The following is an 11362-nucleotide window of genomic DNA, read 5'->3' as shown; positions in this document are numbered from 1 at the left end:
GGTACAACCCGCGGGCGTCAGCCCCGGCCTCAGTCATCGTTCAAGGCATCCGTGGGTTTTTCAATGATTCGGTGTTTCATGGCCAGGAAGGTTAATTCCACATCGTTTTTAATGCCCAGTTTATCGAACATGCGGTAGCGGTAGCCGTTAATGGTCTTGCTGCTTAAAAACAGACGATCAGCAATATCCTGTACCGTCATGCCGCTGGTAATCATGAACATCACCTGCATTTCGCGTTCAGACAAACGGTCAAACGGCGACTCTTCAACGGCTTCGAGGCTGTTAATTGCCATTTTCTGGGCAATTTCGGCACTTAAATACTTTTCCCCTTTCGCCACCTTGCGGATGGCTGCCGCCATTTCCTGAGCACCGGATTCTTTGGTCAGATAGCCCATGGCTCCCAGTTGCAGAATGCGGGTAGGCAGAGGCTCGGCACACATGGCAGTCACAGCGATGATTTTAATTTGCGGATTGGATTTTTTAAGACGGCGTGTCACCTCCCAGCCGTCAATGCCAGGCATTTTCATGTCCAATAACACGACATCCGGTTTACAGGTCTTCACCAGGGTGAGAGCCTGCTCTCCATTCTCTGCTTCAGCGACCACTTCCATGTCAGGTAAGTCGTCTAATAATCGTCGAATACCCATTCTAACCAAGGCATGGTCATCAACAATTAGTACTTTGATCAATCGATTGCTCCTTGATAAGCCATCAATGAACACAAAACGTTCACCGATATTAACAAGACTGAACGCGCATTACAATTGCACCACCGCCTGCATGCTGTATGCGCAAATCAATCTCTACTGCCTGATTAACAGGCAAGGATATGAATACTGGGATTGTTGGTATCCACGGGGAAAAAAGGCGGGTACTCGCCCAGTTCCCGGGCACGGCGAATCAGGCTGCCAATATTCTGATTTACAAAATCGTAGAGTTGTTGATAAGCATCAATAACAAAATAAACCTTCTGCAGCATGTCAATGCGATAAGGGGTGCGAAAAGCCACCACCGGATCAAACAACACCCGCATGGGAATATCGCTTTCAATGCTGTAGGGGGTTTCACTGATGGAGGATAAAATACCGCCGCCATAAGCCCGTAACCCCTGTGGCGTTTTGATTAAACCAAATTCCACGGTAAACCAGAACAGGCGTTGCAGCAAAGGCCATTCATCCTCAGGAAATTCCAATACTTTACAGGCATAGTTATGTACAAATTCCGCATACACCGGATCGGTTAACATCGGACAGTGCCCAAAAATTTCATGAAAAATATCCGGTTCCTGCACGTAGTCCAACTCGTCTTCCACCCGAATAAACGTCGCGGCAGGGAAACGCCGTTGGGCCAGTAATTCAAAAAATTCACGTGCCGAGATCAGCGCAGCCACAGGAGCTACTTCCCAACCGGTCAACCCGCGCAGACGTTCGCTGACGTCCGGGAGTTGCGGAATGCGATCGCCAGTCAAGCCCAGGCTTTCCAACCCTCGCAGGAATTCATCGCAGGCCCTGCCCGGAAGAATCGTCATCTGTCGTTTGTAGAGTAACTGCCAGACGCGATGCTCTTCATCGGAGTAGCTCACCATGCCCTTAAAATCCGGTTGATGAGATACGTAACGGCTGACAAATTCCATAATCGCTCCTAAAGCATTCTATTTTTTTAATCGGGTTGTATAAATTATAGCTGCAAGCCAATTTAATCAACAGTTAAACGACTGTCAGCCTGCAAAGGCTTGGGTCGAGGCTCGAAATACAACCCCTGATTGGCAAAAAGCCGCTTATTGACACCAAAAAACACCAGGCTGCCAAGGCAAGCAATCAGGGCAGGTATTTTTATCGCGAGTAAAAGAGCGCCAAAGACAAGGGCACGCGCCAGCTCCGGCCAGTGAATAGTCCGCGCACCGTTACACACCCGCGCCAGGAGGTAAATGGTCATCAGGGAAAAGAAATGAAGCAGAATGACCCTTGCCCCGGCCGCACCGCTGCCCGCCAGAAAAGCCGTGAACCCCATCACCAAAACCAGGGCATTGACCAGCAGATAAGGCACAGGAACCGGCCCCTGATAGCGCCGCGATTCACGTTTCACCTGATTAAAACGCCGGTTTCCCAACAGGCTGATTATTTTTTCAGGCGGTTGGATAAACAAGGCCAGGCGTTGGCTGATTGTTTTTAAAAACTGCCCGTAATACATCATGTCCATCGCTACTTTAATATTGGCATAAAATGAATTCCAGGTTTGCAGCGGTTCCGTGACCCCATAATCCGGGGGCTCACGCTCCGGCTCAAAGGTGTTAAACAGCTTGTCCCAGAGAATGAGACTGCCGCCGTAGTTTTTATCAATGTATTGGGGATTGCGGCCGTGATGGACGCGGTGGTGCGAAGGGGTGTTGAACCATTTTTCAAACCAGCCTAAACGGCCAATGGCCTGGGTATGGATCCAGAATTGATAGAGTGTAATCAAACTCGATACCGTGACAAACATCCAGGTTGGAAAACCAATGAGGGCCAACGGCAGATAGATAAAGGGTGAAAACAGGGTCTGCACCACGCCCTGGCGTAAGGCCACTGATAAATTATAATGTTCACTCTGATGATGAACCGAATGCCCCATCCATAACAGAGTCATCCGATGAGTGGCCCGATGATACCAGTAATAAAGAAAGTCCACTGCAAGCCACAAAACAATCCAGGCCATGACGGAACGTGGATTGATGGTCATGAAGGCGGCGTTCTGATAAAGACTGTGGTATCCCCACAGAAGCAGAACCTGCAAAGGCGCGGTGCACAGCTGCTCCAGCGAACCGCTGCTTAAATTACTGACATAATCCTTGATTTCATACAGTGATTGCCGGCGAATTTTCGAAACGACGTATTCCATACCCATCAGTAAAAAAAACACTGGAATGGCATAAACAATAAAGTCACTTCCCATCTTAAGATCCCTCTGATTAAGCTGGTATGAAACACTACCATCAAATGCCTCAATGCGCACCCCTCTGTACCGGTGCGATCGAGTGCCAGTTCATTCGTTTTATACGCTTTATCGAACCTTGCGCTGAATGCTGGTTATGGGAATAAAAACCTCCCCGCTCTGTCCGGTTGGCTGTGCCTGTCCCTTGAACGCATGGCCATAAACCACTTCATAAGTCAGCGGGTATTTGCCTTGGTCGGTGCACAGTTGCTGATAAGCCGCCTCAAACGCCTGCCTCGCCCCCTTGCCGGTTAACCCCTTATTGCGGGCCTGATTGATATTGCGCACCCCCTGCGCCTTCAGGCTGTCAACCAGGGCCTTAAGGGAAGAATAATGCACCGTTACCCATTCCATATCCACCACGGGATTTAAGAAATGCTCAGCCAGCAGACAATCACCCACATCGTGCATGTCGGCAAAGGTGTTGGTGTGGGCATGGGAATCCACACCAGCCCAGGCTTGCTTCAGTTCTTTAAAGGTATCCGGGCCTAAGGTTGAAAACAGCAGGCTCGCATCTGGACTCATAACCCGGTTAATTTCGCGCATGACATCCTTAAGCGGCGAAACCCAATGAATGGCCTGATTGGCAAAAACCAAATCAAATAAACCGTCGGGAAAAGGCAGCGCGGTCATGTCGGCATTAACCAGCGCCCATTTACGTCGCCATCCCTGCTTCTTTCGGGCCTCGTTGAGCATCTTCTCAGCCAAATCAATACCGATGATGTGGGCATCGGCATAGCGTTTTTTAAGCAGGCGGGAAAAAATACCGGTACCACAGCCCAAATCGAGCACGTAACGCGGGTTTATTTTCAGGTAGTCGAGGCGCTCAAACAGGCGGTTGCCTATTTCATGTTGTATCTTGGCAGCACGGTCATACTCGCCGGCGTGGGTATTAAATGAGTTGCTAATTTCGTTTTTAAGATTCATTATGGCAAAGCTTTACTAATGGAAATCCAACACGCGTGTATCAGAAAATGAAGAGTATAACACAGCAATGGCGATTGCCTTCTGTTTGTGTGGTTTGCGGCCAAAACCATCCCGGCCCGTTTGCTGTGTGTTCGTTTTGCGAACAATTGTTAGTCCCGCTTGGGCCCGCCTGCCGCTACTGCCGGCATCCCCTGATTGATCCCGCCTTCCCCGTGTGCGGCCATTGCGTAAAAAAAAGACCCGACTTTGATGCCGTGTTCACTGCTTATCGCTTTAACAGCCTGTTACGCTGCCTGCTGCATGATTATAAATACCGCCAGGCCCTGCATCTTCGATCCTTTTTAGTTAAATTAATGAAAGCAGCCCTGCCTGAACATTACCGTTCGGATTGCCTGATTCCAGTCCCCCTTCATGCCCAGCGTTTGCGGCAACGCGGGTTTAATCAGACCGCGGAATTAGCCAAAAGGCTGGCGAGCGAGTTAATGATTCCCTGCGCCCTGACCCATTGCCACAAGCGAATCAATACGCCAACGCAGGCAGGACTCAGCGGCCGGCAACGCCGCAACAACCTGAAGCAATCCTTCACGGTTAAACCCATGCCCTATGCCCATGTCACGCTGGTGGATGATTTACTCACCACGGGCAGCACGGCCAGTGAACTCGCGCGCGGCTTAAAACAACACGGGGTACAGCGCGTGGATGTGCTTTGTTGCGCCCGGGCCTAATCAATGGGCGTAGCGTTTAAGATCATTGAGAATCAGCTGAACAAACACCAGCATGAAGAAAATCAGGGCAAGGCGATGCAGCAGCACTTCCATGGCGATGGAAACCGGCTTGCCGCGCAGTTTTTCAAGCACCGCATAAACCATGGAGCCGCCATCCAGTCCAGGTACAGGCAACAAGTTTACGAAACCCACCGTCAGACTGAGGGAGGCAATGAAATAAAGAAAGACGGAAAATCCCTGCAGAAAAGAGTGCAGGGAGGCATTTAAAAAACCCACAGGCCCCAACAGCAGGGTAAAGGGAATAAGCCCTGTGAATAACTGCTTGAGCATCACCATAAAAAAACCCGACAAATCAATTATTCGGCTTACCGCTTGCGTGGCGGCATTCAACAAAGACGTGCCCGGCACAAGGCGTTGACTCTGAGCCGGCGAGACCATTTCAAAACCCAACAGGGAAAACAGCGACCCCTTAACCGCTGGAAACCGCCAGCGGCTTAAATCCAACTGCAGTGACCGTTGCTGGTGCTGGTTTTCGACAGTGACTGGAATGTCGGCGTGCCCCAGGGACGCGATTAAGCGCATGCCGGCGTCCTGCAGCGACTGTGCCGCCTGGCCATTGATGGTCAGTAGGCGATCGCCGGCTTTAAAGCCGGCGGAGGCCGCGAGGCTTTGCGGGGTCACTTTGTCAATGACAGCGTCATACTGTTTATACCCCACCATCAGCATCAGCGTGAAGGCCACCCAGGCCACTAAAAGATTCGCCAACGCACCGGCCAATAAAATGACCAGGCGTTGCCAGACCGGTTTTTTATCAAAACAAAAGGGGTATTCGTCTTCCTGGACCGGTTGAATACGGGAATTCAGCAAACGCACGTAACCGCCCAGAGGCCACAACGCGAACACCCATTCGATGCCCCGCTTATCCCGCCGCAAAAGCAGGGGCTTGCCAAAGCCAATGGCAATGCGTTGAATTTTGACGTTAAACAGTAAAGCCGCCAGGGCATGCCCGGCTTCATGAAGACCGACAACCAAGAGTAATGTGAGTAGAAATGCCAGTAAGCCGGTAAGCATGTCATCCTGCTAGCGTGTGTTATCAACCACTAATTGCAGCATGGGACGGGGCTTTCGTCCAGTCTGAAGTTCCTGGCCTTTGCGGTAGACTTCAAAAACGCGGTAAACCTGCGAGGTCTGGCTATCCACAAGCTCGACATCATCGCCGTGATCATCCACCAGAGTCACCGTTAAATGCATCTCACGAAAATGGCTGATCTTATACCGTTCCTTGAACAGGCGCAGGACACTCAATAAATTTTCCGCCGCCTCTTCACTGTTGTGGTTGCCCTGGAAGATGATATCCATCTAACTCTCCTTAACAGGAAACGCCTTAAGGTTTACCTTGTTAACGGCAAATCAGCAAAGGACTTGAGTTTTCGGCGATTCATCCTCGCTTTACTCTACATTTTAAAAAAGTTATGGTTTACAATCTCAACATTGCCGGGTTAATAGTAAAACTTCGATGGTCTTTGTTGCCTGCGGACTTAATCATAAAACTGCCCCGCTGACTGTGCGCGAAAAAGTCGCGCTGACACCAGCGACACAGGATACACTGCTTCACAAGCTGGTGGGCCTTCCTGCAGTTAATGAAGCAGCCATCCTGTCCACCTGCAACCGCATGGACATTTATTGCGACACCAACGATCCGGAAAGTCTCATTCCCTGGCTTGCTCATGAGCATCAGCTCTCGCCAGAAGTCCTGTCACCCTATATTTATCTTCATCACGGGCATCACGGCATACGCCATACCCTCCGAGTGGCCAGCGGCCTCGATTCGATGATGCTCGGAGAACCACAGATTCTTGGGCAAATGAAACAAGCCTACCAGCAGGCCTGCCGTTTAGGCGCGGTCAAAAGTAATTTACGCCATGTCTTTGAGTACGTGTTCAGCGCCAGCAAACGCATCCGCAGCCAAAGCGGCATTGGCACGAATCCCGTCTCTGTCGCTTATGCGGCCGTGCAACTGGTTAATCAGTTTTTCAGCGACATCCAGTCCCTGCGCGTTTTTTTAATTGGCTCAGGGGAGACGGCCAACCTGGTGGTGAAATACCTGCACGAGGAAGGGGTCTCTGATTTTTTAGTCGCAAGCCGTACCCGCGAAAACGCCATGCAACTGGCCACCGCCTATCAGGGCAAAGCGCTTACCATTGGCGATATCCCCGAGCATCTGGCCGAGGCCGATGTCGTGATTTCAGCCACCGCCTGCCCGCTCCCTTTTATTAACCGCAGTCTCGTGGCTCATGCCCTTGAAAAACGACAGGGCAACCCGATGTTCTTCCTTGATCTGGCTGTGCCCCGCGACATTGAACCCGATGTCAGCGAATTGGCGAATGTCGCCCTTTATAACATCGACGATTTGCAATCCATCATTACCAAAGGAATGGACGAACGCCGCAGCGCCGCGCTTCAGGCTGAGCAATTAATTGATTGTGAGCTTGACAATTACATTCGCTGGCATCGCACCCTGCGCGCAAAAGACGTCATCTGCCATTACCGGGATACCATGGAAAACCTGGCGGCTGAAGAATTGCAACGGGCCATGAAAAAGCTCTCTTTGGGCATAAACCAAACCGAAGTGTTGCAGGAATTCAGTACCCGTCTGGTGAATAAATTAACCCATTTCCCGACTGTCGGATTAAGGCAGGCGGCTTGGGATAACCGCGAGGAATTGCTGGATCTGGTGCACTATTTATTTAATCCTTCCAAAGCGCCTATACCCTATGAAGAAATCTCTTGAACTGAAACTCGAACAGATGCTGGAACGCTTTGAAGAAGTGGGCCGCCTGTTATCCGAGGCATCGATTATTGCCGATCAGAACCAATTTAAAAACCTGTCTAAAGAGTATGCCCAACTCGAACCGGTTGCCACCTGTTACAATGACTACGTGACTGCCCGCAACAATGTCGCCTCACTTCAGGAATTGATTGACGGCAACGATGCCGAAATGGCCGCCATGGCGAAAGAAGAAATCGACGAGGCGTTGCTTCGTGTTGAGCAACTGGATGAGGCTTTGCAATGGCACCTTATCCCCAAAGATCCCGATGATGAACGCAACGTCTATCTGGAAGTGCGTGCCGGTACCGGCGGCGACGAAGCGGCGATTTTCGCAGGGGATTTGTTTCGCATGTACAGCCGTTATGCTGAAACCGTGGGATGGCAAGTCGAAGTCATCAGTGCCAGTCACGGCGAACACGGTGGTTATAAAGAAATCATTGCCCGCATCAGCGGTAACGCCGTTTATTCGCAGCTGAAATTTGAATCCGGCGCCCATCGCGTGCAACGGGTACCTGAAACCGAATCACAGGGCCGCGTCCATACCTCCGCCTGCACAGTCGCCATCATGCCGGAAGTGGATGAAATTGATGACATTAATATCAGCCCGGATGATCTGCGCATTGACACCTATCGTTCCTCCGGGGCGGGTGGTCAGCACGTGAACAAAACGGATTCCGCCATCCGTATCACCCATATTCCCACGGGCGTGGTTGTCGAATGCCAGGATGAACGTTCGCAGCACAAAAATCGTTCCAAAGCCATGGCCCTGTTAAAAACGCGCTTACTGGACGCAGAACAAAGCAAGCAGCGTCAGCAACAGGCAGAGACCCGCAAATCCCTGGTTGGCACCGGCGATCGATCGGAGCGCATCCGGACTTACAATTTCCCGCAGGGACGTCTGACGGATCATCGAATTAACCTCACTCTTTACCAGTTAACCGACATTATTGCCGGCGATCTGACTCCGGTTATCGATGCGTTGCAGCGTGAATACCACGCCGAACTGCTCGCGGAAATTGGGCGTCATGACGGACATTAAGCAAGCCCTGACCGAGGCCATGGCGATACTTCAGCCGGGTAATCCGGATTGCCGTGTTGATGCCGAGGTGCTTTTAGCCCATGTCCTTATCCGCTCCCGCAGCTTTCTGTATTCACACCCGGAAGTCGCCTTAACGCCCCTGCAATGGAATCGATTCAAAGCACTGGTGGAGCAACGCCGGCAGGGCCATCCCATTGCTTACCTTACTGGCATCAAGGAATTCTGGTCCTTACCGATTCGAGTGACGAAAGACACGCTTATCCCTCGGCCGGAGACGGAGTTGCTGGTGGAAATCACCCTGTCGCAATTGCACGATGTGCCGGAGGCCAGAGTTCTTGATCTGGGAACAGGCAGTGGCGCCATCGCCCTCGCGCTGGCCAAAGAAAAACCCTCATGGCAGATTGTTGCCAGTGATTTCAGCGAAGACGCACTTAAAACAGCGCGTGAAAACGCGGCCAGTTTAGGCCTGGATAACATTCAGTTCATCCATTCCGACTGGTTTGCCGACATTCACGAACCCGCCTTATTCCATGCCATTGTTTCCAACCCACCCTACATTGCCAGTGCCGATCCCCATTTGCACGAAGGCGATGTCCGCTTCGAACCGCAAACTGCCTTAATCAGCGGTGAAACCGGTTTGCAGGCTTTACACCACATTATCAGTAAGAGTCTTGCGAGGCTTTGTCCAAACGGTCTATTATTAGTTGAACACGGGTACGATCAAAAATCAGCGGTAGAGTCTATGCTTAAAGATTATGGGTATAAAGCGATACATTGTTGGCAAGACTGGCAAGGGAATGACCGTGTAAGCGGTGGAAAACGTAATAATGGTTGAAGCTGCGTGTAATTTTTGATATACCTAACGCCCTTCATTCGCTTGCATGAATGAGTTAGATGACAGGATGTAGACAGTGGGAGGCAACGATGCCAGCGCATAGAGTGGATACAACTAACGAGAGTAGACATAACGTGAAAACCAACGCCGTGACAAGCATGGGTATTACACCTTATCAGGAAACTGAGGGTGAGGAATACATGAATGACAAACAAAAGGCACACATGGAGACCATATTGTTAGCCTGGCGTCAGTCCCTTATGGAAGAAGTGGATCGCACAGTAACCCACATGAAAGATGAAGCGGCTAATTTCCCCGACCCGTCTGATCGCGCCACCCAGGAAGAAGAGTTTAGTGTCGAACTGCGCACCCGCGATCGCGAAAGAAAGCTGATTAAAAAAATTGAAGATGCGCTGGAACGCCTGCGCGACGATGATTTTGGCTATTGCGAAGCCTGCGGTATCGAAATTGGCCTGCGTCGCCTTGAAGCACGCCCTACAGCAACGCTTTGCATTGATTGTAAAACGCTCTCTGAAATTAAAGAACGCCAAAACCAGGGCGGTTAATCCCCTGCTCTCTTTAAGATTAATTCCTGTCCTCAGGAGTTAATCTCTTTCAATCGATTGAGAATCAACGATAGACATACCCTCTTTGAGTGCACTGGCACACAGAGAGGGTTTATATTCCAGGAGTCGATGGCTCATTCCGCTGTTAACCGGTTGGGTTACTCACCCAGGCATTCCTTTACAACAGCAACGTAACGCGCCACAGCGCCGCGGTTGGCGTTCAGCACATTGCTGGCATTTTTGATTAATTCGGCTCTTTCACCGGGATTCGCATGAAGGCGGGCCAGACCGTCCATCAACTCATGGGCGTTATCAACGACTTTCACCGCCTTTTCGGCAACAAGCGCTGCCATGATCATTTTAAAATTATGCGTCTGGGGGCCGCTGAATACCGGCACGTCCATGGCGATGGGTTCAAGCACATTGTGGCCGCCAACCGGCACGAAACTGCCACCGACAAACGCGTAATCAGCAATCTGATAACAGGCTAATAATTCGCCGGTGGAATCAATCACTACCACCTCGTTGTCAGGCTGGATACTACCCAAATCACTGCGTTGGCCAGTATTAAAACCCATTTGTCTGGCTAACTGAATGACTTTTGGAAAACGCTCAGGATGGCGCGGCACAACAACTAACACGACCTGAGGAATGGCCTGCTGCAATTGTTTTAAGTGAGACAGGATCAACTCTTCTTCGTTTTCGTGTGTACTGGCAATAACCACCACTGTTCGCTCGCTGCCCCAACGGGTTTTCAATTGCCAGAAGATATCGGCATTGACATGCTTTGTTTCCAAATCAAATTTAATGTTGCCCAAAACGCTCACTCGACCCGGTTCAGCGCCTAACTCAATAAAGCGTTGAGCGTCTTCCTGCCCCTGGGCATAAATGCCTTGAAACTGGTTTAAGTAAGGCTTGAAAAAGGACGCCGCCTTTTTATAGGAGCGCATTGAGCGTTCAGATAAACGGGCATTGAACAGAACCAGGGGGACACCCGCTTCCGTTGCATAATGGATCATGTTGGGCCAGATTTCGGTTTCAAAAATAATACCCATACGCGGTTTGAACGTTTTAAAAAAACGACGCAGGGTCAATGGCAGTTCATGAGGGACATAGCGATGCGTGACCTGATCACCAAACTGCCGGGCTACCCGTTCAGCCCCTGTGGGCGTCATGGTGGTGATTAGAATCCGCTTCTGCAATCGCAGTAATTCGTCGACCAGCGGCGTCGCAGCAATCACTTCGCCCAGTGACACAGTATGCAACCAGATGTCCACGGGGAGCGACGGCATCCTGTCTAAGCAGAATCGTTCGGCCAGACGCTGACGATAAGCGGGTAAGGTCCTGCCCTTCCACCAGTACCGCAGAAGCAGGAAAGGAACTAATAGATACCAGATTGTTGAATAAATAACCCGCATACACTAACCTTAAAAAGAGCAAGTATATAATTCTTACCGGTGCAAGGATACT

General features: G+C 50.7%; 12 protein-coding genes. 5 read left to right on the top strand and 7 right to left on the bottom strand.

Annotated elements, in window-relative coordinates:
• Positions 1-29 precede the first annotated feature (29 nt).
• The 4 genes from letA to bioC form a co-directional block, all read right to left on the bottom strand.
• A complete protein-coding gene (gene letA / locus DYE45_RS04610; RefSeq protein WP_115300529.1) occupies positions 30-689 on the bottom strand; it encodes a two-component system response regulator LetA in 660 nt (219 codons plus the stop codon).
• A 125-nt stretch (positions 690-814) separates the two neighbouring features.
• Positions 815-1633 carry a phenylalanine 4-monooxygenase gene (phhA, locus tag DYE45_RS04605; RefSeq protein WP_108292284.1) on the bottom strand — a complete coding sequence of 273 codons (819 nt, stop codon included), beginning with the start codon at positions 1631-1633 and terminating at the stop codon, positions 815-817.
• Between the two features lie 62 nt (positions 1634-1695).
• Entirely contained in the window at positions 1696-2931 is a 1236-nt protein-coding gene (locus DYE45_RS04600) for a sterol desaturase family protein (RefSeq protein WP_115300528.1), read from the bottom strand.
• A 108-nt stretch (positions 2932-3039) separates the two neighbouring features.
• On the bottom strand, positions 3040-3897 hold the full coding sequence (gene bioC / locus DYE45_RS04595; protein WP_108292288.1) for a malonyl-ACP O-methyltransferase BioC: 858 nt from the start codon (positions 3895-3897) through the stop codon (positions 3040-3042).
• A gap of 47 nt (positions 3898-3944) precedes the next feature.
• Between bioC and DYE45_RS04590 the strand changes: the two genes are divergently transcribed.
• Complete coding sequence (locus tag DYE45_RS04590; protein WP_242602674.1) at positions 3945-4622, top strand: ComF family protein; 678 nt, start codon at positions 3945-3947, stop codon at positions 4620-4622.
• On the opposite strand, the gene DYE45_RS04585 is transcribed toward DYE45_RS04590, so the two are convergent.
• Together DYE45_RS04585 and DYE45_RS04580 are read right to left on the bottom strand one after the other, a co-directional pair.
• Positions 4623-5693 carry a M50 family metallopeptidase gene (locus DYE45_RS04585; protein WP_115300527.1) on the bottom strand — a complete coding sequence of 357 codons (1071 nt, stop codon included), beginning with the start codon at positions 5691-5693 and terminating at the stop codon, positions 4623-4625.
• 9 nt (positions 5694-5702) lie between these two features.
• A complete protein-coding gene (locus DYE45_RS04580) occupies positions 5703-5981 on the bottom strand; it encodes a hypothetical protein (protein WP_108292292.1) in 279 nt (92 codons plus the stop codon).
• A gap of 157 nt (positions 5982-6138) precedes the next feature.
• Here DYE45_RS04580 and hemA point away from each other — a divergent pair, with 157 nt between their 5' ends.
• The 4 genes from hemA to dksA all read left to right on the top strand — a co-directional run bounded on the left by hemA (position 6139) and on the right by dksA (position 9892).
• A complete protein-coding gene (gene hemA / locus DYE45_RS04575) occupies positions 6139-7413 on the top strand; it encodes a glutamyl-tRNA reductase (protein ID WP_108292294.1) in 1275 nt (424 codons plus the stop codon).
• Complete coding sequence (gene prfA / locus DYE45_RS04570; protein WP_108292296.1) at positions 7397-8491, top strand: peptide chain release factor 1; 1095 nt, start codon at positions 7397-7399, stop codon at positions 8489-8491. The genes hemA and prfA overlap by 17 nt, the downstream gene beginning before the upstream one ends.
• Positions 8478-9326, top strand: a complete 849-nt coding sequence (gene prmC / locus DYE45_RS04565; RefSeq protein ID WP_108292298.1) for a peptide chain release factor N(5)-glutamine methyltransferase — start codon at positions 8478-8480, stop codon at positions 9324-9326. The genes prfA and prmC overlap by 14 nt, the downstream gene beginning before the upstream one ends.
• Positions 9327-9484: 158 nt before the next feature.
• A complete protein-coding gene (gene dksA, locus DYE45_RS04560) occupies positions 9485-9892 on the top strand; it encodes an RNA polymerase-binding protein DksA (RefSeq protein ID WP_310790366.1) in 408 nt (135 codons plus the stop codon).
• 158 nt (positions 9893-10050) lie between these two features.
• On the opposite strand, the gene waaA is transcribed toward dksA, so the two are convergent.
• A complete protein-coding gene (waaA, locus tag DYE45_RS04555) occupies positions 10051-11310 on the bottom strand; it encodes a lipid IV(A) 3-deoxy-D-manno-octulosonic acid transferase (protein WP_115300526.1) in 1260 nt (419 codons plus the stop codon).
• Positions 11311-11362 lie beyond the last annotated feature (52 nt).

This window comes from Legionella taurinensis (assembly GCF_900452865.1).
GTDB classification, from domain to species: domain Bacteria; phylum Pseudomonadota; class Gammaproteobacteria; order Legionellales; family Legionellaceae; genus Legionella_C; species Legionella_C taurinensis.
The sequence above is the reverse complement of the archived record's forward strand: the minus strand, read 5'-3'. Positions and strand labels throughout refer to the sequence as shown.

Coding starts and splice junctions, on each gene's coding strand:
- waaA (WP_115300526.1), bottom strand. CDS start 11,310: ATGCGGGTTATTTATTCAACAATCTGGTATCTATTAGTTCCTTTCCTG.
- DYE45_RS04600 (WP_115300528.1), bottom strand. CDS start 2,931: ATGGGAAGTGACTTTATTGTTTATGCCATTCCAGTGTTTTTTTTACTG.
- bioC (WP_108292288.1), bottom strand. CDS start 3,897: ATGAATCTTAAAAACGAAATTAGCAACTCATTTAATACCCACGCCGGC.
- phhA (WP_108292284.1), bottom strand. CDS start 1,633: ATGGAATTTGTCAGCCGTTACGTATCTCATCAACCGGATTTTAAGGGC.
- DYE45_RS04590 (WP_242602674.1), top strand. CDS start 3,945: ATGAAGAGTATAACACAGCAATGGCGATTGCCTTCTGTTTGTGTGGTT.
- DYE45_RS04585 (WP_115300527.1), bottom strand. CDS start 5,693: ATGCTTACCGGCTTACTGGCATTTCTACTCACATTACTCTTGGTTGTC.
- prmC (WP_108292298.1), top strand. CDS start 8,478: ATGACGGACATTAAGCAAGCCCTGACCGAGGCCATGGCGATACTTCAG.
- DYE45_RS04580 (WP_108292292.1), bottom strand. CDS start 5,981: ATGGATATCATCTTCCAGGGCAACCACAACAGTGAAGAGGCGGCGGAA.
- prfA (WP_108292296.1), top strand. CDS start 7,397: ATGAAGAAATCTCTTGAACTGAAACTCGAACAGATGCTGGAACGCTTT.
- hemA (WP_108292294.1), top strand. CDS start 6,139: ATGGTCTTTGTTGCCTGCGGACTTAATCATAAAACTGCCCCGCTGACT.
- dksA (WP_310790366.1), top strand. CDS start 9,485: ATGGGTATTACACCTTATCAGGAAACTGAGGGTGAGGAATACATGAAT.